The 21892-nt window shown below is 64.8% G+C and carries 15 protein-coding genes and 2 tRNA genes; 6 read left to right on the top strand and 11 right to left on the bottom strand.

The genetic code is table 11. From position 1 onward, the window contains the following. Positions 1-36 precede the first annotated feature (36 nt). From ACZ0AJ_RS07675 to cphA (ACZ0AJ_RS07665), 3 genes are read left to right on the top strand one after another with little or no spacing between them, the layout of a single operon-like run. On the top strand, positions 37-948 hold the full coding sequence (locus tag ACZ0AJ_RS07675) for an isoaspartyl peptidase/L-asparaginase (protein ID WP_499453654.1): 912 nt from the start codon (positions 37-39) through the stop codon (positions 946-948). Further along, positions 945-1826, top strand: a complete 882-nt coding sequence (locus ACZ0AJ_RS07670; protein ID WP_499453652.1) for a cyanophycinase — start codon at positions 945-947, stop codon at positions 1824-1826. The genes ACZ0AJ_RS07675 and ACZ0AJ_RS07670 overlap by 4 nt, the downstream gene beginning before the upstream one ends. Beyond that, the gene (gene cphA / locus ACZ0AJ_RS07665) at positions 1823-4411 is read left to right on the top strand and encodes a cyanophycin synthetase (protein WP_499454418.1); all 2589 of its coding nucleotides are present in this window, start codon (positions 1823-1825) and stop codon (positions 4409-4411) included. The genes ACZ0AJ_RS07670 and cphA (ACZ0AJ_RS07665) overlap by 4 nt, the downstream gene beginning before the upstream one ends. A 409-nt stretch (positions 4412-4820) precedes the next feature. Here cphA (ACZ0AJ_RS07665) and cphA (ACZ0AJ_RS07660) read toward each other — a convergent pair whose 3' ends face one another. From cphA (ACZ0AJ_RS07660) to bcaP, 4 genes are all read right to left on the bottom strand, one after another. Next, positions 4821-7454, bottom strand: a complete 2634-nt coding sequence (gene cphA / locus ACZ0AJ_RS07660; protein ID WP_499453648.1) for a cyanophycin synthetase — start codon at positions 7452-7454, stop codon at positions 4821-4823. 90 nt (positions 7455-7544) lie between these two features. Then, positions 7545-8999 (bottom strand): iron-containing redox enzyme family protein, encoded by a 1455-nt coding sequence (locus tag ACZ0AJ_RS07655; RefSeq protein ID WP_499454416.1) that lies wholly within the window; start codon positions 8997-8999, stop codon positions 7545-7547. Between the two features lie 132 nt (positions 9000-9131). Next, positions 9132-9746: an isochorismatase family protein gene (locus tag ACZ0AJ_RS07650; RefSeq protein ID WP_499453644.1), complete on the bottom strand. Its 615-nt coding sequence runs from the start codon at positions 9744-9746 to the stop codon at positions 9132-9134. A gap of 98 nt (positions 9747-9844) precedes the next feature. Further along, complete coding sequence (gene bcaP, locus ACZ0AJ_RS07645; RefSeq protein ID WP_370660794.1) at positions 9845-11245, bottom strand: branched-chain amino acid transporter BcaP; 1401 nt, start codon at positions 11243-11245, stop codon at positions 9845-9847. A 442-nt stretch (positions 11246-11687) separates the two neighbouring features. Here bcaP and ACZ0AJ_RS07640 point away from each other — a divergent pair, with 442 nt between their 5' ends. Beyond that, positions 11688-13661, top strand: coding sequence for a GGDEF domain-containing protein (locus ACZ0AJ_RS07640; protein WP_499453641.1), 1974 nt, complete (start codon positions 11688-11690; stop codon positions 13659-13661). Between the two features lie 31 nt (positions 13662-13692). On the opposite strand, the gene ACZ0AJ_RS07635 is transcribed toward ACZ0AJ_RS07640, so the two are convergent. The 6 genes from ACZ0AJ_RS07635 to ACZ0AJ_RS07610 form a co-directional block, all read right to left on the bottom strand. Continuing rightward, positions 13693-15660 (bottom strand): MHYT domain-containing protein, encoded by a 1968-nt coding sequence (locus tag ACZ0AJ_RS07635; RefSeq protein WP_499453639.1) that lies wholly within the window; start codon positions 15658-15660, stop codon positions 13693-13695. A 287-nt stretch (positions 15661-15947) separates the two neighbouring features. Continuing rightward, positions 15948-16022 (bottom strand) — tRNA-Val (locus ACZ0AJ_RS07630). A gap of 133 nt (positions 16023-16155) precedes the next feature. After that, positions 16156-16230, bottom strand: a tRNA-Val gene (locus ACZ0AJ_RS07625). Positions 16231-16312: 82 nt separating this feature from the next. Beyond that, positions 16313-17014 carry a DNA polymerase III subunit epsilon gene (gene dnaQ, locus ACZ0AJ_RS07620; RefSeq protein ID WP_499453637.1) on the bottom strand — a complete coding sequence of 234 codons (702 nt, stop codon included), beginning with the start codon at positions 17012-17014 and terminating at the stop codon, positions 16313-16315. A gap of 71 nt (positions 17015-17085) precedes the next feature. Further along, positions 17086-17574, bottom strand: coding sequence for a ribonuclease HI (gene rnhA, locus ACZ0AJ_RS07615; protein WP_499453635.1), 489 nt, complete (start codon positions 17572-17574; stop codon positions 17086-17088). Between the two features lie 6 nt (positions 17575-17580). After that, entirely contained in the window at positions 17581-18369 is a 789-nt protein-coding gene (locus ACZ0AJ_RS07610; RefSeq protein WP_183552045.1) for a class I SAM-dependent methyltransferase, read from the bottom strand. 26 nt (positions 18370-18395) lie between these two features. Between ACZ0AJ_RS07610 and gloB the strand changes: the two genes are divergently transcribed. Continuing rightward, the gene (gene gloB, locus ACZ0AJ_RS07605; protein ID WP_499453633.1) at positions 18396-19196 is read left to right on the top strand and encodes a hydroxyacylglutathione hydrolase; all 801 of its coding nucleotides are present in this window, start codon (positions 18396-18398) and stop codon (positions 19194-19196) included. Positions 19197-19203: 7 nt separating this feature from the next. Here the strand turns inward: gloB and aceB are convergent, their stop codons facing one another. Further along, the gene (aceB, locus tag ACZ0AJ_RS07600; RefSeq protein ID WP_499454412.1) at positions 19204-20793 is read right to left on the bottom strand and encodes a malate synthase A; all 1590 of its coding nucleotides are present in this window, start codon (positions 20791-20793) and stop codon (positions 19204-19206) included. A gap of 172 nt (positions 20794-20965) precedes the next feature. Here aceB and ACZ0AJ_RS07595 point away from each other — a divergent pair, with 172 nt between their 5' ends. Then, positions 20966-21871: a LysR family transcriptional regulator gene (locus ACZ0AJ_RS07595; RefSeq protein WP_499453629.1), complete on the top strand. Its 906-nt coding sequence runs from the start codon at positions 20966-20968 to the stop codon at positions 21869-21871. Positions 21872-21892 lie beyond the last annotated feature (21 nt).

Below are 21892 nucleotides of genomic sequence, written 5' to 3'. Positions count from 1 at the left end.
TGGCCACGACAACAATAAAGCAGAAAGATTGACCGCATGAGCAATACCCCCCACGCTGGCGCTGTCGTTGTTCACGGCGGGGCCGGCACGTCGCGCGACCATGAAGACGGTTGCGTGCTCGCCGCGCGCCGCGCCCTGGCGCAACTGGAAATCAATGGCGACGCACTCGACGCCGCCATCGGCGCCGTGACCACAATGGAAGACGATGGCCGCTTCAATGCCGGCAGCGGCTCGGTGCTGGGCCTGGATGGCGCCACAGTCGAAATGGACGCGGCAATCATGGACACGCGCGGCCGCCTTGGCGCCGTCGCCTGCGTGCAGTCGGTGAAGAACCCGGTGCGCCTGTCGCGCGCGGTGGCCGACACGCCGCACTGGCTGCTCGTAGGCGAAGGCGCCAGCCGCTTCGCGCGCACGATCGGCATGCCGGACGCCGCTCCGGTGACGGAACGCCAGCGCACGGCGCACCGCAAGCTGCTGGCGCAACTGGCCGGCTCGATGCCGGTGATGCCGGGCCTGGACCGCGACCTGATCGACCACTACTGGAATTACAATACGCCGGTGCGCTTGCCCGAAGGCGTGGCCTGCGACACCGTTGGCGCCGTCGTGCGCGGCGCCGACGGTCATTTTGCCGTGGCCTGTTCGAGCGGCGGCTCGGCGCCGGCCCTGCTGGGCCGCGTCGGCGATGCACCGATCATCGGCAGCGGCTTTTTTGCCGGCCCGGAAGGCGCCGTCGCCGCCACCGGCATCGGTGAGCAGATCGTGCGCCATCTGCTGGCGCGCACCGTGTACGGCTGGATTGCCGATGGCATCCCGCTTGGCGATGCGCTGCAGCGTGGCGTCGCGTTGTTCACCCCGGACATCAAGGTCGGCCTGATTGCGGTGAGCCGCACGGACGCCGGCGCCTTCAGCAACAGTGATATGCCCACTTCGAAAATGGTACAACGATGAATCCAACACAAAACGTACCGCGCAACGGCCACCTCGTCATCATCGGCGGCCATGAAGACCGCCAGCATGACATGCAGATCCTGTCGCGCTTTGTCGAGCTGGCCGGCGGCCCCGACGCGCGCATCGTCGTGATCACGGCCGCCAGCCAGATCGCCGACGAAATGTGGCACATCTACGATGATGCCTTCGGCGCACTGGGCGTGACCCGGCACAGCCACCTCGAAATCACGAGCCGCGACGACGCCAACGACGAGAACTTCGTGCGCCAGGTGGCGGAAGCCGATGGCATCTTCATGACGGGCGGCGACCAGAAGCGCCTGCTCGCGCTGATCGGCGGCACGGCGCTGGACGCCGAGATGCACGCGGCCCTCAAAGTGCGCGGCGCCACCATCGGCGGTACCAGCGCCGGTGCCTCGGCGATGTCGGGCCACATGCTCGCGCAAGGCCGCACCGACCTGCTGCCCGAAAAAGGCTCGGTCAGCCTGGGCGCAGGCCTGGGCTTTTTGCATCGCGTCGTCGTCGACCAGCATTTCTCGGAGCGCCAGCGTCTGTCGCGCCTGTTGTCGATCGTCGCGCAGAACCCGTACCTGCAAGGCATCGGCATCGATGAAGACACGGCGCTCGTGATCGAGCGGGGTGTGGGCATCGAGGTGCTGGGCGAAGGCGCGGTGACCGTCGTCGACGGCCGCTCGATGAGCAGCAACGTGGCCGAGATCAAGGACCGGGCGATTCCGGAACTGATTGACGTGCGCCTGCACCTGCTGCCGGCCGGCGCCAAGTATTCGCTGCCAATTGGCGATGAACAGGTGGGCAGGCGCATTCCCGCTTCGCTGCTGGACTTCCTGCAGATCGTCACGAAGCGCACGCCTCTCTCATGAAAGTGATCGAAAAGCGCCTGCTGCGGGGCCCGAACCTGTATGCCGAAACGCCGTGCCTGATGGCGGTCGTCGACAATCTGACTACGAAGGGCCGTGGCTTCGGTGCGCGCCTGCTGGCGCTGATGCCGGAGCTGCCCGCGGCGGCGGCTGTGCGGCTGTCTGACGATGCCCTGCCTGTCGACGCGCTCGAACCCGTGATCATGGAACTGCAGCGCCTTGCGGCCGCCCCCGGCGTGCAAGGTGCGACGCTGGCGGTCACGGGGCATGAACAGTGCCGGCGCATCGTGTGCGGCTACGGCGTCGAGCAGGTCGCGAGCGAAGCGCTGCGGGTTGGCGTCAAGCTGCTGACTGCGCTGACGCGCGATGAACCGTTCGACCTCGATGCCGCTGTGGCGGCGCTGCGCGAGATCGCTCTAGAGCATGTGATCGGCACCAGCACCGGCGCCGTGCTCGATGCGGCGCATCGGCGCGGCATTCCGTCGCGCCGGCTGACGGACGACGCGAACCTGTTCCAGCTGGGCTGGGGCAGCCGCCAGAAGCGCTTGCAGGCGACGATCACCGGCGCCACCAATTCGATCGCGGTGAGCATCGCCAGCGACAAGCACCTGACCAAGACGCTGCTCGCGCAGGCAGGCGTGCCGGTGCCGCGCGGCGAGGTCGTGACGACGAGCACGGCCGCCCAGCGCGTCGCACGCCGCCTGGGCTGCGCGGTGGTCGTCAAGCCACTGGACGCCAATCAGGGCAAGGGTGTGACGGTCGATTGCGCCACGCCGGACAGCGTCGAACGGGCCTTCGAGCACGCGCGGCGGCACGGTCGGCGCGTGATCGTCGAACAGTACTTGCGTGGACGCGACTACCGCGTGCTGGTCACGGGCGGTCGCATCGCCGCGGCATCGTGGCGGCGCCCGCCAGGCGTCACGGGCGATGGCCACTCGACGATCCGCGAGCTGGTTGAACTTGAAAACCGCAACCCGGCACGGGGCGACGGGCACACGAACATCCTGACCAAGATTCCGCTCGACGCATTGGCGCTCGAGACGCTGGCCCGCCAGGGCTACGAGCTTGATACGGTGCTCACGGCCGGCATCGGCGCCGACCTGCGGGGCAACGCCAACCTGTCCACTGGCGGTACCGCCGAAGACGTGACCGATCTGCTGCCGGAAGAAACGCGCGACATCTGCATCCGCGCCGCCCGCACCATCGGCCTGGACATCGCGGGCATCGACATCATCTGCGACGACATCGCCCTGCCCTTGCGCGATCAGCGCGGCGGCGTCATCGAAGTCAATGCCGCGCCGGGGATCCGCATGCACCAGTACCCGAGCCGCGGCGCGCCGCGCGATGCGGGTGACGCCATCGTCGAGGCTATGTTCGGTGCCGGCGACGGCCGCATTCCCGTGGTCGCTGTGACGGGCACCAACGGCAAGACCACCACGAGCCTGTTGATCGAGCACGTGGTGCGCCTCGCCGGCCTGCGCACCGGCGTCACGACGACCAGCGGCGTGTACCTGGACGGGCAGCTGGCGTATGAAGGCGACTGTACTGGCTACCATTCGGCGCGCAGTGTGCTTGGTTCGCCCCAGGTCGATTTCGCCGTGCTGGAAACGGCGCGCGGCGGCATCCTCAAGCGCGGCCTGGCGTACGACCGCTGCGACGTGGCGGTGGTGCTGAATGTCTCGGCCGATCACCTGGGGCTGGATGGCATCGACACGATCGAGGATCTGGCAAGGGTCAAGGCGGTCGTCGCGGCCAGGGCGACACGTGCGGTGGTGCTCAATGCCGAAGACGCCCTTTGCGTGAAGATGGCGGACACGCTGGCCGACGGCGTCGAGATCATCTATTTCGCGCTGGACGCAGAAGACCCGGTCCTGGTGCCGCACATCGAACATGGTGGCCGCGGCGTGTACCTGCAGGATTCGACGATCGTGCTGGCCGGGGGCATGCGGCACGAGGCCTTGCTCGACGTGCGCGACATGCCCGTGTCGCTGGGCGGTCGTGCGCGCTACAACATCGCCAACGCGATGGCAGCAGCGGCAGCGCTGATGGCCAGCGGCTTGGGCAACCGCGACATCGCCGCCGGCTTGCGCGGGTTCGTCTCCGACAGCAAGCACAATCCGCTGCGCTCGAACCTGTACGATGTCGACGGCGTGACGGTGGTTGTCGACTACGCCCACAACTGCGCTGCCTACGCCGCGCTGGCCGAGATGGCACGCGCCATGACGGCCGGCCGCCTGGTCGGCGTCGTAGCTGCACCGGGCGACCGCCGCGACGCCGACCTGATCGACATCGGCCGCACCTGCGCCGCTGGCTTCGACGAACTGGTCGTCTACGACAGCGAAGCGCGTGGCCGCGCCAAGGGCGAATCCGCACGACTCATCGCCCGTGGCGCCCAGTTGGCAAAGATTGCGCCAGACCACCTGCAGATCGAGCACGACGTCCACTGCGCCATCCGACTGGGCCTGGCACGCTGCGTCCCGGGCGACGTCCTGGTCTTCGGCTGCGGTTCATCGATCTCCGAACTTACGGAAGCCCTCCGCCCCACCCGCCCGGAACTGGCAAATAAAATCGAAGCCGCCGCAATCTGATCCCCAACGACAAACGGCCCCAAAAGGGTCGTTTTTTTTCGCACCGTCAGTGCCCCGAATCAATTACCCAACAATTCGACACTGACCCCAATTAATCATTGCAGTACGACTCTGACCAAAGAAACTGAACAATTAGGGTCAGTGTCGAATTGTTTGACAACTTTTTCGAATCAGCAAGCCTGCATAAGATGAGACTGCTAAATTTGGGAGAAATTGCTCAACAATTCTACTCTGACCCTAATTAAATCGTTTGCCGCAGATTTGCCATTAGAAAATGAACAATTAGGGTCAGGGTCGAATTGTTTGATAACTTTTCCAGATTGAACGGACTCGATTAGCTGAGTCTGTTTAAATCCGGAGCAATTGCTCAATAATTCTACTCTGACCCTAATTGTTCGGGATCTTTGGGTTAGGCCGTTTGGGCGGCGATCAGGGCGGCACTTTCGGGGTCGGTCATGCGGATGGCGTCGATAAACACTTGCAGGGATGAGCCGCAGGCGAAGATCAGGACGTCGCCCGGGTTGCACAAGCTCAGGCCGAGGCGGATCGCGTTGCCGACGTCCAGTTCGCGGTGCAGCGTATCGCTAATGCCGACCACTTCTTCGGCGCCGGACAGGATCAGGTCGACCGCTTCGCCGGGCTCGCGGCCGCGGCTTTGCGATTCGTAGACCACCAGCTCGTCGAAACGCTCGCCGCAGACGCGGCCAACCTGCTCGAGGTCCGTGTCGCGGCGGTCGCCGGGCGCTGTCACGATGCCGATCAATTGACCGGGCAGCATGCCCCGTGCCATATCGGCCATGGCGGCGTAGGCGGCCGGGTTGTGCGCGTAGTCGACGATGACCGTCACGCCGCGCACATCGAACATATTCGTGCGCAGCGGATTCGTGCGGCCGTTCGAGACGAACGTCGACAGGCCCGCGGCGATGTGCAGATGGTTGAAATTGGCGGCCATCAGGCCGGCGGCGGCCGCCAATGCATTGGCGATATTGAAGCGTGCCAGGCCGCCGAACGAGATCGGCATGCTTTCCACCCGCAGCAGCGCTTGCTGGCTGTGGCCATCGGCCAGCACCACCGCGCCATCTTGCAGATACGCGCCACGCCCGCCGTCTTCCAAGTGCTTGAGCATCACCGGGCTTTCCGGATCCATCGAGAAGAACAGCACTTCAGCGCCCGGCTTGATGCGGCGCGCCATCTGCACGCACAGCGCGTCTTCGGCGTTGAGCACGACCGCTTTCGAAGCCGACTGCGCCACCACGGCCTTCACTTGCGCCAGATCTTCGACCGTGTCCACGCCATCCAGACCGAGGTGATCGGCCGCGATGTTCAGCACGATCGCCACGTCGCAGCAATCGAACGCGAGGCCCCGTTTGAGGATGCCGCCACGCGCCGTTTCCAGCACGGCGACCTCGACTTCCGGTGCGCCCAGCACCGTGCGCGCCGACCAGTAGCCGGTGCAATCGCCCTTGACGACCTGCTTGCCGTCGATGAAGACGCCCTCGGTCGTCGTCACGCCCGTCACCTTGCCTGCCATGCGCGCAGCGTGCGCGACCAGCAAGGTGGTGGTGGTCTTGCCATTGGTGCCGGTCAGTGCGATGACGGGAATGCGCCCGTCCGTATTGCCCATCAAGCCTTCGACGATGGCGTCGCCAGCATCGCGCGGCTCACCGGCGCTCGGGTACTGGTGCATGCGGATGCCCGGTGCGGCGTTCACTTCAATGACGGCGCCCCGCTGCGCTGCGAGCGGCTGCGCGATGTCCTTGCAGACGATGTCGATGCCGGCCACGTCCAGGCCGATCTTGGCGGCGGCTCGCACGCACAGCAGGCGCGTCGATTCCGGCAACTGGTCGGTCACATCTTCGGCGGTGCCGCCGGTCGACAGGTTCGCATTGCCGCGCAATTCGGCGGTGACGCCCACCGGCAGCACGCTGTCCACATCAAAACCCTGGCGCGCCAGCATGTCGTTTGCGTGTTCATCGAGCGTGATGCGGGTCAGGATGGTCGCATGACCCGCGCCGCGCGCCGGGTTCGCGTTTTCGATCTCGACCAGCTGACGCACCGTCAGGTTGCCGTCCCCGACAACGTGCGCCGGGCGGCGGCACGAGGCGGCGGCCACGCGCCCGCAGGCCACGAGCACGCGGTAATCGCGTCCTTCGACATGGCGTTCGACGATCACGCGCCGGCCGAAACCACGGGCAAATTCGAAGGCCAGCGCCACGTCTTCGGGTGTCGCGCAAGCGACTGTGACGCCCTTGCCCTGGTTGCCGTCGAGCGGCTTGAGCGTGACCGGCACCGCCAGGCGCCGCGCCACGCGCTGCGCTGCTTCGACGGTCGTGACCACGTCGCCCTCGGGCACCGGCACGCCGGCTTCCTTCAGCAGCGCCTTCGTCAACTGCTTGTCGCTGGCGATCTTGACCGCGATGAAGCTGGTCTCGCCCGTCGTCGTTGCTTGCAGGCGCTTTTGCCGCACACCCCAGCCGAGCAGGAACAGGTTCGCTTCTTCGGTGATGCGCTGGGTCGGGATGCCTCGCTCGTGCGCCGCCGCCAGCACGGCCGCCGTGCTGGTGCCGATCGCATAGCGCCCGGCGATGCCGCGCAGTTCTTCCAGCCGTGGCTCGAGTGCAAACGCTTCGCCGCGCGCCAGCGCCGTCACCAGGTCCACCGCCAGATCGAATGCCGGCTCGGCCAGCTTTTCACAGGTGTACGCAACGACCACGCGGAACTGGCCTGGATGGCCATTCACCGGGCGCGTGCGGCCAAAGGTGGCGGGTGCGCCGGCCAGTGATTGCAGCTCGAGGGCGACGGTTTCGATCACGCGGCCCAGGTAGGTGCCGGCCGCGAGGCGCTGCGCGAAGCCGCCCGTGGCGCCATCGGACAAACGCTCGCCGCGCAGTGCCGGCAACAGGGTTAGCAATGCATCGTTGAAGCCGGGAATATCCCGGGTCGAGAGGCCGTACAGGTCTTCCAGATCGACGACGGACAGCAGGCAGGGTGAATCGGCGTGGACGTTCGGTCCGCGCAGAAAGCGTTGTTCCAGGATTTGCACGTTGGTGTTCCCTTGTTATCGTGTTGATGAAGCGACGGCCGGCACACGCTCTCTACGTGTACCGGCCGCTTTGTGCACTGTGCGGACGCCTCAAGCGTCGAACAGTTGCGTGTACATCCGGGTGGCCATCAGGCCCACCGTGGTGTGGTGCACTTCGGGCGACAGCAAACGCGACAGCAGCGCCATCGCTTCCTGCTTGCCGCTGCTGGAAGCAACCTGCTGTTCCAGCACGCGCAGTTCGTTGCCCGTGTCCTGCGCATCGGTGCCGGTATGGCGGCGGATCAGGCCACGCACCGGGAACGCAGTCCCGCGCTCCGTGCCCAGGCCATGCTGGTCGAGCGTGCGCTGGCGGGCGCGGGCGGTCAGCACGCGCGGGCCGGCAGCTTGCCCGCCGTCCGGGTGGCTCGTGATCCAGTCACGCAGCACTTGCAATTCGTAGGCATTGAAGACACCGAACATTTCGGCGCGCTCGCCTTCGACCAGGCGCCAGAAGCGGCTGTGCTCGACCGCTTCACCACGCTTGATCCAGCCGGCTTCTTCGAGCGCAGCCAGGAATGCGGGGATCTGTGCGGGTTCGGCCAGCCAGTCGTTGACCGAGCGTCCCGCCACACGGCAGTAGTCCGAGTGCATGTTCTTGCCGACGATGCTCTTGGCCGCCATGATGCTGACCAGTTCTTCCTGCAGATCGAATTCGCCGATCACCGATGTCGTGCTCGCGCCCAGCTCATTGAGGCGGTAGCCATTGACGACGCGCTGCCAGAAGGCATCGCGGTCGCCCACGCGCGGCATCAGATCGTGGACCGATTGCACGGCCTTGCGGGCATGGCCGCTGCCGGCATTGTCAACCGTCACGTGCAGCGTGAAGTAATACGGATCGATGCCCAGTTCGTTGAGCTCGTAGGACGTGATCAACAGGTGCAGCGGCAATTGTTCGTAGCCGAGGTTGTACCCGATGATCTCCGGCAGATAATGCTCAGCGTTATGACCCAGCGCCAGTTGCAGTGCGCCTTGCAGGAAGTGGCTGTCGCTCAAGCCTGCCCAGCTGTCGCAGCCGTGCGTGGCCAGTAGCTTGCGATAGAGCGTCACGTGGTTCTTGTCCGGCAAGCCGTCACCCAGCTCTTCGAGGTAGGTCTTGATCAGCGGGTGGAAAGCAACGTCATCCCACTGGCGCACCAGGCCATACAGCCAGGCGCCGTCGACCAGCTTGGTCGGGGCCACGCCCTTGATGAAGTACAGCGCATGGGCGCGGGTGCTGAAGTAGCGGCGCGGTGCACCGTTCTTGCGGGCAGCCAGGTATTCACGGTATTCCTGCCCGACGATGTCGGCGCGCTCTTCGATCCACGCTTGCAGGTCATTCATGTTCGATGGCAGGTCGACCGGCAGCTCGCGTGCGAGCGCGATCTGGTCGTCGATGAACGACTTGGCGGCATCAGGCTGCGCTGCCGGGTCGGCATACAGCGAGAAGTACAGATTCCTGGCACCGTGGCCGGTAGGCAGCGGGGCACTCTGGACGCCTGGCGCGTCGGCTAACAGCATTGGGCTCATGTCTCGATTCTTGAAATGCGTTCTATGGACGGTACCGCATTATCCGTGCTCAGGCATGTCGAGAGAATCGGTAGGCGTGCTGTCGGCCTGTAAGATAGGGATTACAAAAATATTATCGAGTGACGCAGGTCATTACGCTGCTGCGCCCAGCGCCTGCTCTGGAATCAGACCACTGTTGGACAGTTGTACCGGCATGGCACCGGCATCGAGCATGCGCGCTAGCGCACGCTCGCCATCCCCCGTATTGACGTTCACGGCGCGCATGGCCTCTGTTGCAAGCAACACCTCGAACCCCGCCGCCAACCCATCGACCACCGTATTGAGTACGCAATAATCCGTCGCCAACCCGCATACGACCAGGCGCCGGATGCCGCGCTCGCGCAGCGTGTCGGCCAGGCCGGTACCGTTGAACGCCGAATAGGCATCGACGTCAACCGTGGTGGCCTTGGAGACGACCACGGCGTCATCGAGCTGCAGCGCGTCGGCAAAGCGCGCACCATCGCTGCCCGCGACGCAGTGCACGGGCCACGGCCCGCCCTGGTCGGCAAACGAACAATGCAATGCAGGATGCCAGTCGCGCGACACATACACCGGCAGCGCATGCGCGCGGTACAGGTCGATCAGGCGATTGATCGGGGCCAGCACGGCGTCGCCTTGCGGGACGCCCAGGCTACCGCCGGGAAGGAAGTCGACCTGCGGGTCGACGATCAGGAGGGCGTCGCCCCCACCCAGCACGATGGCACTCATGATTGTTTCCTTTGCTGTTCGTTCACATGACGCCATGACAGCGTCGCCAACGAGAGCCTACCATGAAGCCCCCCGCGCTGGCAGGGGCGCAAAACAGCTTACTGTGGCGTGTTATTCAGCAACGAGTGCTTGCGCGCATAACCGAAGTAGACGATTGCGCCGATGGTCAGCCAGATCGCGAACGCGACCCAGGTATGCCAGCTCAGGAACGACATCAGCACCAGGCAGAAGATGATCGCCAGGATCGGGATCAAAGGCACGGCCGGGCAACGGAACGCACGTGGCAGGTCAGGACGCTTCTTGCGCAGCACGATCACGGCGATCGAGACCAGCGTGAACGCGGCCAGCGTGCCGATATTGACCAGCTCGGCCAGCACCGTCAGTGGCACCACGGCGGCGATCAGGCCAAAGATGATGCCCACCAGCCAGGTCGCGAAGAATGGCGTGCCGTATTTCGGGTGTACCTTCGACAGGCGCGCCGGCATCAGGCCGTCACGCGACATCGCGAACAGGATGCGGGTCTGGCCATACGCCATCACCAGCATCACGGTGCTCATGCCCAGAATCGCAGCCAGGTCGACGAAGCCGGCGACCCAGTCCTCACCGGCAACTTGCAGCGCCAGCGACACCGGATGGTCGACACCCTTGAAGTCCATGTGCGGCACGATGCCGGTCATGATCGCAGCGACCACGACATACAGGATGGTGCAGATGATCAGCGAACCGATGATGCCGATCGGCAGGTCGCGCGCCGGATTCTTGACTTCCTCGGCGGCCGACGTGACGGCGTCGAAGCCGATGAAGGCGAAGAACACCAGCGCGGCGGCGCTCATCACGCCCGTCATGCCGTATGGCATGTACGGCTGCCAGTTCTCCGGTTTGACGTGGCCCACACCGACCGCGATGAACAGCAGCACGACGCTGATCTTGATGATCACCATCACGTTGTTCAGGCGGGCCGACTCGCGCATGCCGAGCGACAGCAGGAACGTGATGGCCATCATGATCAGGAACGCTGGCAGGTTGAACAGGGTCTCGACGCCAGGGCGCGCGCCGGGGGCGGCGGTCAGCGCGTCAGGCAGCACCAGGCCGAAGCCCGACAGCAGCGACTGGAAATAACCCGACCAGCCGACCGCAACGGTCGAGGTGGCCAGGCCGTATTCGAGCAGCAAGTCCCAGCCGATCATCCAGGCGACGAATTCGCCCAGTGTGGCATAGCTGTAGGTATAGATGGAACCGGCGACCGGGACGGTCGAGGCGAATTCGGCGTAGCACAGCGCGGCGAAGCAGCACGCCATGGCCGCGATGACGAACGACAGCGACAGGCCGGGGCCGGCCGTGACGGCGCCGGTGCCGGTCAGCACGAAGATACCGGTGCCGACGATGGCGCCGATGCCGAGCAGGATCAGGTCGGTCGGGCCGAGCACTTTCTTGAGGCCGCCCGGCTTGGCGCTTGCGGCGATCATCGCATCCAGATTCTTGGTTCTAAAAATACTCACTACGTGTTCTCCAATCAAATAATGGTGTGGTCCCGCGTCTTGTCATTCCTGCGCCTGCCTGATGGGCGGGCGCACTCCCGGGATCCTGCCTGGTGGGCCGGCTTGCCTGACCTGAAACCGCCGCTGCTTGTACCTGTCGTCTCCAGCTTTTTCGCAGGTGTGCCAATATAACCAGAATGTTGTCTCGAATCAAAGCAATCTGCGGAAACAAGTGCAATTTACGTGCCCGCTGGCAAATCCAAACGAACGTTGCGTAAACAGCGCGCTGGCGTCGACCGTTCTTGATTTCCCAAGGGCAACATTCGATAATGGGTAGTAGTCACCGCCCCATCTCGTATGGGCCGCCTCCCGCCGCTTGGACACCGCTGCTCTCCCCGCCATGAATGTCACCCCAGGACACTTGATTACCGGACTGCCCGCGCACGCGTCGAGGTGGACTGGAATGCACCGTGCATTGGTGGCCTGCGGCTTCACACTGGTGCTGGGCGGCGCACTGGCAGCACCGCACCCGGCGTCGCGCCTCGACGACATTGCCGTCATCGCGGAACAACATCATGCGCAGGCCCGCACTCTCCTGGTGCAGGAAGGCCCGGCACTGATCGCCGGGGCGCCCTATGCGGTGCGGATCCGTTACCTGTTCCTGCTGCGCCGGGTGCAGGTCGATGGCGGCAATTACCGCGACGCATACGAGACCAACGAACAGATCATCAAGCTGGCCACGACTGCGCACGATCCGCGCAACCTGGCACTGGCCAGCCTGGGCCGCGTGTATCGGCTGATTGAAAACAATGATCCCGCCGCGGCGCTGGCCTTGCTGGAAACGCTGGGCGGCCGCTACCGTGATCTCGACAGTCTGGAATTCAAGGCCGGGTTCGATGCACTGCAAGGCGCCGCCTTCAGCGCCGTCGGCCAGTACGATCGCGCACTGCAGCGCTTTTTGCCCGCGCTCGAACTGGTCAACAACCATCCCGACCTGTGGAGCCCGCGCAAAGCCGACATCCTGCTGGCCATGGCGCGCATGTACGTCAATGCCCGCGATCCCGTGCGCGCGCTCGATACGCTGCGCGAAGTACGCGCCAGCAAGACCAGCCTGCCGCCGCGGCTGGATGCGGCGGCGTCGTTCTTCGAAGGCCGCGCGCTGATCACGCAAGACCAGCCCGCCGCCGGCCTGGTGGCGCTCGAGCGGGCGCTCGGGCTGGCGCAAACGCATCAACTGCTATCGGTGCAGGCCAATGTGCTGGGCAATATGGCCAACGCCTACCTCAAACTGGGCCGCTACGCCGAGGCTGAAACGGCCGCGCGCGCCGCCTTGATCCCTGCCAGGGACAGCGAAGACAGGATCAGCCTGCAGATGGCGACAGCGAACCTTGGCTTTGCGCTGTTCGGCCAGCGCCGCTATCAGGAAGGCATGCGCCTGGTCGACGAGGTCAGCGCCGCGATGCGCCGGGCCGGCGCCCTGTCCACGCTGGGGCGCCTGCTGGCCGAAAAAAGCCAGGCGCTGGAGCGGGCCGGCCGGTTCAAGGAGGCCCTCGCCACGCTGCGCGAGCGCGACGCCGTCATGCAGCAACTGGCCGTGAATGACCGCAACAAGGCGATCTCGGCGCTGCAAGAACAGTTCAAGTCGCGCGAGCGCGTTGCCCAGATCGACAGTCTGCGCCTGGAAAACGCCACCAAGGACGCCGAACTGCGTCACCGCACACTGGTGCAGACGGCCGCCTCGCTGGGGACCGCACTGGCGCTGTTGCTGTGCGCTGGCGTGCTGTGGCTGTACCGCAAATCGGAACGCACCGGCCAGCGCCTGTCCGAACTGAACGCCGAGCTGGCCCACCATTCGGCGCACGACCCGCTCACCGGCCTGCACAACCGGCGCTCGTTCCAGGACCGCATGCGCAGCCGTACCGGCGAAGCGGCGCCGCAGCCGGACGCCGCGGACTGCTTCACGCTGCTCGACATCGACCATTTCAAGCGCATCAACGACGACTATGGCCACGCGGCCGGCGACGCCGTGCTGGTCGAAGTGGGCAAGCGCCTGCGCGCCACGCTGCGCGAGTCGGACATGGTGCTGCGCTGGGGCGGTGAAGAATTCCTCGTGTATTCGCAGGGCGTCACAGCGGCGCAGCGGCCACTGCTGGTGCAGCGCATCCTCGATGCGCTGGCCAGCGCGCCGGTGCGGCTGACCGACGGCACGCTGCTGGCGATCAGTGCGACGGCCGGCGCCGTGGCGCTGCCGTTTGCGATCGGTGAAGACGAGACGCCGGCGCCGTCGATGGATTGGCAGCAAGCCATTGCCCTGGCCGATCGCGCCATGTACAAGGGCAAGGAAGCGGGCCGCAACCGTGCATATATCGTGGCGGGCCTGCGGCGTCCGGAAGGCGCCCTGCAACTCGACCTGGTGTTGCCGGGCGTGGCGGCCTGAAGGTAGACCTGGACTAGACCTGGGCCTGGACCTAGACCGGCAGCGGCGTGCGGCGTGCGTTGACGGCCGCCACGGTCTGCAGCAGCGCCGCCGGCACCAGTGGCTTGGCCAGAAATTCATCGAACCCTGCCGCCAGCACCTTCTGTTCGTCTTCCTTGCGCGAAAACGCGGTCAGCGCGATCACCGGCACGCTGGCGATCAGGCGGTCCGGCAAGGCGCGCACTTTGCGGATGAAGTCGAACCCGTCGATGACCGGCATGCCGATGTCGCTGATGATCAAGTCGGGCCGGTGCAGCGCGATCAGGTGCAGTGCTTCCTGGGCGCCGGTGGCGGTCAGGATCCTGGCCTGGCTGGGCGCCAGCACCGCCTGCACCAGTTCGAGCGAGTCGAGCGCGTCGTCGATCACCAGCACCGTCAGGCCCTGCAGTGCCAGCGCCGTCAGCGGCAAGCCTGGCGCAGGGGCTGCTACCGCGGACGCCGGCGCGCAACCGCTTGCCAGCGGCATGCGCAGCGTGAAGGCTGCCCCCTGCCCTTCGCCCGCGCTGGCCACGCTCAGCGTGCCGCCCTGCAAATCGATCAGCTGGCGCGCAATGGCCAGCCCCAGACCCAGGCCGCCGTGACGCCGTGAGGACGATCCATCGGCCTGGCGAAAACGGTCGAACACGAATGGCAGGAACGCGGCAGGGATGCCGGCGCCGGTATCCTGCACGGTGATCACGCTGGCGTCCTCAAGGGTGCGCAGTGTGACCGTCACGACACCGCCCGGCTCGCTGAACTTGATGGCATTGGACAGCAGGTTCACCATCACCTGCTGCATGCGGCCGCTGTCGCCGAGGATGCGTCCGGCCCCGGCGTCGAGATCGCCGACCAGCGTCACCTGGCGCGCCAGGGCTGCCGGCCGCGTCGTATCGAGCGCGGCGTTGATGAAGTCCGGGGGCGACAGTGGCACGTTGTCAATGCGCACCTTGCCGGCCAGCAGGCGGCTCATGTCGAGCATGTCTTCGATGAGTTCGGACTGCGCGCGCGCGTTGCGCTCGATCGTGGAGAGGCCCCGCTTGAGCGACGTGTCATCGCGCCCGCCCTGCAGCAGCAATTGCGACCAGCCGAGCATGGCATTGAGCGGCGTGCGCAGCTCGTGCGACAGCGTGGCCAGGAAATCATCCTTCATCTGGCTGACGTTTTCTGCGTCGAGGCGCGCCTGCTGCTCGATCAGGAACAGCTTCTGACGCTCGGCCGCTGCCACGAGCGAGGCCGCGATCGTCTGGTTGCGCTCCTCGAGACGCGCATCGAAAATCGTTGCCAGCAGCGTGATGCTCAATAGCGCCACTGTCGTGATCGTTACCAGCGCCGCCAGGTAATCCTGGTCGACGCCCACCAACGCCGCGCCACAGACACTGCCCGGCGCAAAGTGCGCGGCGGCCATGCCGGTGTAATGCATGCCGGCGATCGCGCCGCCCATGACGACGCTGGCCGCCAGTTGCAGCGTGCGGCGCGAACGAGCGCCCTCCTGCATGCGCATGCCGATCTGCAGCGCCAGCGCCGACGCGCCGATCGCGATCGCGACCGAGAGTGCGAACAGCCACGGCGAATAGGTGATCGAAGGATGCATTTGCATGCTGGCCATGCCGGTGTAGTGCATGGCATTGATGGCAAGGCCCATCAGCAGCGCGCTGGCGACAAGATGGCGCGGGCGCACCGTGCGGTATCGCAGTTGCCAGAGAGCGAGGCCGGACGCTACCACCGGCAACAGCCACGAGACAAAGGTCGTCGTGGTGTCGTAGCCGATCGGCAGCGGCAGGCGAAATGCCTGCATCCCGACGAAGTGCATGGCCCAGATGCCGCTGCCCATGGCCATGGCCCCGCCGGCCACCCAGACGTACCGTGCACGCCGCTGCGCCTGCCTGACGCGCATGGCCAGACTCAGTGCGGTGTACGACGCCAGTATGCCGACCAGAATCGAGACGGCGACCAGCCAGGGTTGGTAATGCCCATTCACCATGAAAGCTTCGTTACTTGAATGTTTCGGATGCCGGCACGTGCCTGAAGGCACAGCGCATGCCGCGTGGTTGTACGACAAGTGTACAGGGCGAAGCCACGGGCGCGGTTGAATTCCGGTCGTTATGCGGCCTGTTTGACCGCGTTTTTTTGACAATTACTCGTGTCAAAAAGATGCCTGAGAGTTGGCCGGATTGCGGGCGGGCTGGCTGGCCAGCGCAAAGCGGGAGGCAGAATGCAAAAAAGGCCTGCACAGTGAAGTGCAAGCCTTTTTTGGTCAACCATATTCGTTGGTGGGAAGTGCAAGTTTCGAACTTGCGACCCCTGCAGTGTGAATGCAGTGCTCTACCCCTGAGCTAACCTCCCAGCGAGGCCGTATTATGCCACAGCCGATAAATTATGCCAAATGGCAATCGACTGCGCGAATCCGCGCGGCGCACCGTAAAAAACCTGCGCAGAAACGAACAAGGCCAGCATTTCTGCTGGCCTTGAAAATTCTTGGTGGGAAGTGCAAGTTTCGAACTTGCGACCCCTGCAGTGTGAATGCAGTGCTCTACCCCTGAGCTAACCTCCCGAAGCGAGGCATATTATGGCACAAAATTTTCTTGGCGTCACCCCTGCACCGCGTAATCAGCGCACATCGTCTGCGCACATTATCAGGCAGCGTAAGTCCGCCAGACGCAGTTGCCCTTCACACTTTTGTCCAAGCCCGCCAGAACCGTATCGTGCTCGGCCAGTTCATCGCTGCTGGCCGCCACGACGATGATCTCGCCCAGCGGCACGATCTCGAGCGCCTCGCCATCGTTGCTCGTTTCTTCTTCGACATCCATGGTCAGCGAATTCTGGCCGCGCGTCATCGCTAGATACACATCGGCCAGCAACTCCGAGTCGAGCAGCGCGCCGTGCAGCTTGCGGTGCGCGTTCGAGATGTCGTAGCGATCGCACAATGCGTCAAGCGAGTTGCGCTTGCCGGGATGCAGCTCTTTCGCCTGCACCAGCGTGTCAATGACGCCGTCGCAATACTGGACGAACGGCGGCAGGCCCATGCGCGTGAACTCGGCGTTCAGGAAACCCAGGTCGAACGGCGCGTTGTGGATGATGACCTGCGCGCCCTGGATGAAGTCACGCAGTTCGTGCGCGATCTCGTGGAACTTCGGTTTGTCGCTCAGGAACTCGGTGGTCAGGCCGTGCACGGCCAGCGCGCCCTCGTCCGACTCGCGCTCGGGATTGATGTAGCAGTGGTAGTTATTACCGGTCAGCTTGCGGTTGAAAATTTCAACGCAGCCGACTTCGATGACGCGGTCGCCGGTGCGGGGGTTCAGGCCTGTGGTTTCGGTATCGAGAACGATCTGACGCATGGTGCAATTCTTCAAAGTGGGTGCGGGCGCAGTATAACAACTGCGGCGGCGGGATGCTCAGCAGCGGCTGCTCAGCGCCGTACCGATGCAGCGCCCTTGTTGGCCAGCACGTCGGCCCGCTCGTTGCCCGGGTGGCCATTGTGGCCGCGCACCCAGCGCCATTCGACGGCGTGCTGCTGCTGGGCCAGGTCGAGAGCCTTCCACAGGTCTTCGTTTTTGACGGGCTCTTTCGCCGCTGTCTTCCAGCCACGCGCCTTCCAGCCGTGGATCCACTCGGAGATGCCTTTCTGGACGTACTGGCTGTCGGTGTGCAGCACGACTTCGCATGGCCGGTTCAGCACGCCCAACGCTTCGATCACGGCGCGCAATTCCATGCGGTTGTTGGTGGTGTTGAGCTCGCCGCCGAAGATTTCCTTTTCGTGCCCGTTCGACACCAGGAGCGCACCCCAGCCGCCCGTGCCCGGATTGCCCTTGCAGGCACCGTCGCTGAAAATCTCGACCCGGGTCGGGCTGGTGTCGCTCTTTACTTCACTCGTTGTTGTGCTCGTTAAGTCGCTCATGCCCTGCTATTCACTTTCAATTCGTTCAATGCGGTTCGCTGCCGGCACTGCCGCCGGTCGCTTGCTGGTTTTCTTGTTCCATGCGGGGCCGATCAGATGCATCCCCTTGACGCGCTTGATCGCATGCACAACGTAGACGGCGCCAAGATACGGCCACCAGCGCCCGCCGGCCGATTCCATCATCGCAAAGCGGCTCAGCCAATGAGCGGTGCGACAAGGTGGCGCGTAACAGCCGAAGTGGCTGCGCGTGGCGCTCAGGTTGAGCAATTTTAGCCAGTCTTTCAGGCGCGGCATAGAAATGAATTCGCCCGTGTCCGGCAAGTAGCCATTGCGCGTGACACGCCCGATCCCCTGGCGCATGCCCCACAGGCTGGCCGGATTGAAGCCGCAGATGATCACCTGCCCTTCGGGAATCAGGATGCGCTCGACTTCGCGCAAGACCTGGTGCGGCTCGGCGGTGAACTCGAGCACGTGCGGCAGCACGACGAGGTCGATGCTGCTCGACGCAAACGGCAGCTCGGTGAAATCGGCCGCGGCCGCAATCTGGCGGCCGTTTGACGCGAACGCGAGCTCGTCGGCATTCGACGTGCGCGTGGCAACCTGCCACCGGTTGGGCATGCGGCTGGCGGCCAGCGCATCGAGTTGCGGCACGCCGATCTGCAGCGCGTTGTAGCCAAAAATATCCGCCGTCAATTCTTCGAGGCAGGCCTGCTCGAACGCGCGCACGTACGCGCCCGCTGGCGATTGCAGCCAGTTGTCGAGCGCTATAATGGATTTCTCGGCAGCGCTATCCATGCCACCTCTTGACCATACACATGACCATGACACCTCCACGGCAGCCGGCCCTGTCGGTACTGACAGTGCCGGCCTTCAAAGACAATTACCTCTGGCTGGTTCACGACGGCACGCATGCAGCCGTCGTCGACCCGGGCGACGCAGCACCGGTGCGCGCGGCGCTGGCCGCGCACGACCTGCGCCTGACTGCCATTCTACTCACCCATCATCATGCTGACCATATCGGTGGCGTGCCCGCCCTGCTGGCCGAATGGGATGTGCCGGTGTTCGGACCGAAGAACGATGGGATCGATCTGGTGACGCATCCGTTGATGCAGGGCGATCGCATCACCGTGCCGGGCATTGGTCTGGCACTCGACGTGCTGGACGTGCCAGGGCATACGCTGGGGCACATTGCCTATGTGCGGCGCGACGCAGATGCGCCCTGGCTGTTCTGCGGCGACACGCTGTTTGGCGCGGGCTGCGGGCGCCTTTTCGAAGGCACGCCGGCGCAGATGGCCGCGTCGCTGGCGCAACTGGCAGCGCTGCCCGACGAGACGCTGGTGTACTGCGCGCATGAATACACGATGTCGAACCTGGCGTTTGCGCAGGCGGTCGATGGCGCCAATACGGCACTGGCTGCGCGCGTGGAGGTTGATGGGGCCAGCCGCGCCGCTGGCCAGCCGACCATTCCTTCAACGATCGCTTTGGAAAAAGCCACCAACCCGTTTTTGCGCACGACGAGCGCGCCGATCGTGCGCAGCCTGGTCGCTGCCGGGCGTGTGGCTGAAGGTGCAGCGCCGCTCGAGGTCTTTACGGCGCTGCGGGAATGCAAGAATACGTTCTGATGGGGCGTCAGATTTCTTCGTACAGCGGCAGCGTCAAAAATTCCGCGAACGCATCCGCCGTGGACATCTCTTCAAATATGGTGGCGGCGCGCTCGTAACTCGCATGCGTGCCATCGGCCGCCACCTGCTTCACTTTTTCCAGCTCTTCCGGAATCATCGCCCGCACCATCTCGGCCGTGACCTTGCGCCCGTCTTCCAGCACGCCCTTGGCTGACCGGATCCACTGCCATACTTGCGAGCGGCTGATTTCGGCCGTCGCGGCGTCTTCCATCAGATTGTGGATCGGCACGCAGCCATTGCCGGCCAGCCAGGCGCCCAGATAGTGGATGCCGACGTTGATGTTGTAGCGCAGGCCCGCTTCGGTAATCGGCGCTTCCGGTTTGAAGTCGAGCAGTTGCGCGGCAGTCACGACGACATCGGGGCGCTGCTTGTCGAACTGGTTCGGCCGCTCGCCCAGCACCTTGGTGAATTCTTCCATCGCCAGGCCCACCAGCCCCGGATGCGCGACCCAGCCGCCGTCGTAGCCGTCGGTCGCATCGCGCGCCTTGTCGTTGCGCACGCCGCCCACCGCGATCTCGTTTTTCTCCGGGTCGTTCTTGATCGGAATCAGCGCGGCCATGCCGCCAATCGCTGGCGCGCCCCGTGCGTGGCAGGTCTTGAGCAGCAGCAGCGCGTAGGCGCGCATGAACGGCGCCGTCATCGTCACCTTCGCGCGATCGGCCAGGCAGAAATCGCTGTCGCGCTTGAACTTCTTGATGCACGAGAAAATGTAATCCCAGCGGCCCGCGTTCAGGCCGGCGCTGTGCTCGCGCAGCTCATACAGGATTTCGTCCATCTCGAACGCGGCCAGGATGGTCTCGATCAGCACCGTCGCCTTGATCGTGCCCTGCGGGATGCCGAGCAGGTCTTGCGTCATCACGAAGATGTCATTCCACAGCCGTGCTTCCAGATGCGACTCGAGCTTGGGCAGGTAGAAATACGGGCCTGCGCCCCGCGCCAGCAATTCTTTCGCGTTATGGACCATGAACAGCGCGAAATCGAAGATGCCGCCCGAGACGCGCTTGCCATCGACGAGTACGTGTTTTTCATCGAGATGCCAGCCGCGCGGGCGCACCAGCAGCGTGGCGACCTTGTCGTTCAGGCGGTACGACTTGCCGTTCTGTTCGAGCGAAATGGTCTTGCGGATCGCATCGAACAGATTGATCTGGCCGCTGATCTGGTTATCCCAGTTGGGCGTGTTCGAATCCTCGAAGTCGGTCATGTAGCTGTCGGCGCCGGAGTTCAGCGCGTTGATGACCATCTTGCGCTCGACCGGGCCCGTGATCTCGACGCGGCGGCAATGTAGCGCGGCGGGAATCGGCGCGATGCGCCAGTCACCGTCGCGAATCGCCGCGGTCTCGGGCAAAAAATCCGGGCGCTCGCCGGCGTCCAAACGCGCTGCCCGCTCGGCACGCGCGGCCAGCAAGGCCTGGCGCTGCGGCTCGAATGCGCGCGTCAGCGTGGCCACCAGCGCCAGCGCATCGGGCGTCAGGATCTGCTCGTAGGCCGGCTGGATCGTGCCGGAAATTTCCATGCCTTGGGGGATGCTGAGGGACATATCGACTCCTGAAGATGAATGAAAATCACGTGCGACGCTGCGCCGGGACGGGCCCTGCTTGGCGTTCCTGTTGGCATCCAGTATATTCACCCGCGTAACGCTAAACGAGACAAATACGCACTTCATCTGTGTGTTTTTGTATTAAATCAACGCCAGCAACAGGATCGTTTGCATGAGCAGGTTCACCCAGATGGCCACCTTTGTCGAGGTCGTGGCGCGCGGCAGCCTGTCGGGCGCGGCGCGCGCCGAGGGCATTGCACCGGCGATGATCGGGCGCCGGCTCGACGCGCTGGAGGCCCGGCTGGGCGTCAAGCTGCTGCGCCGGACGACGCGCAAGCTCGTCCTGACCGACGAGGGCGTGGCGTTTCTCGAAGATTGCCAGCGCATCCTGGCCGAGGTCAACGAGGCGGAGTCGGCGATCTCGGAGCGCAGCGGTCGGGCGTCGGGCCACCTGACGGTGTCGGCCCCGGCCGGCTTTGGCCGCCAGCACGTCGCGCCGCTGCTGCCCTCGTTCCTGGCCGAGCACCGCGACGTCACGGTCAACCTGAACCTGAACGACCGCGTCATCGACCTGGTTGGCGATGGCGTCGACGTCGCCATCCGGATCGCTCGCCTGGGCGACTCGAACCTGGTGGGCGTGAAGCTGGCCGACAACGGACGCGTGCTGGTTGCCGCGCCTGCTTACCTGAAGCGCCACGGGACGCCGCGCACACCAGCGGACCTGGCGCGCCACAACTGCCTGGCAATGAGCAGCGAAGGCAGCCAGCGCGGCTGGACCTTTCTCGAGAACGGCAAACCCGTCACGCACAAAGTCAGCGGGAATATGGTGTGCAACGACGGCGCCGTGCTGCACGCGTGGGCGCTGGCCGGCAAGGGCCTGGCGTGGCGCTCGATGTGGGAAGTGGGCGAGCAGATTGCGAGTGGCGAACTGTGCACGGTGCTGGACGCCTTCGCGGCGCCCGGCAACGACATCCACGCCGTGTTCGCGCAACGCCGCCATCTGCCACTGCGCATCCGCGCCTTTGTTGACTTTCTGCGTCGCAGTTATGCGGCGCCCGACTACTGGCGCCAACGCTGACGCGCGGCCCCAGGCAACAAC

The organism is Telluria sp. AC161, from assembly GCF_979258535.1.
This window is presented reverse-complemented; position numbering and strand designations above follow the sequence as displayed.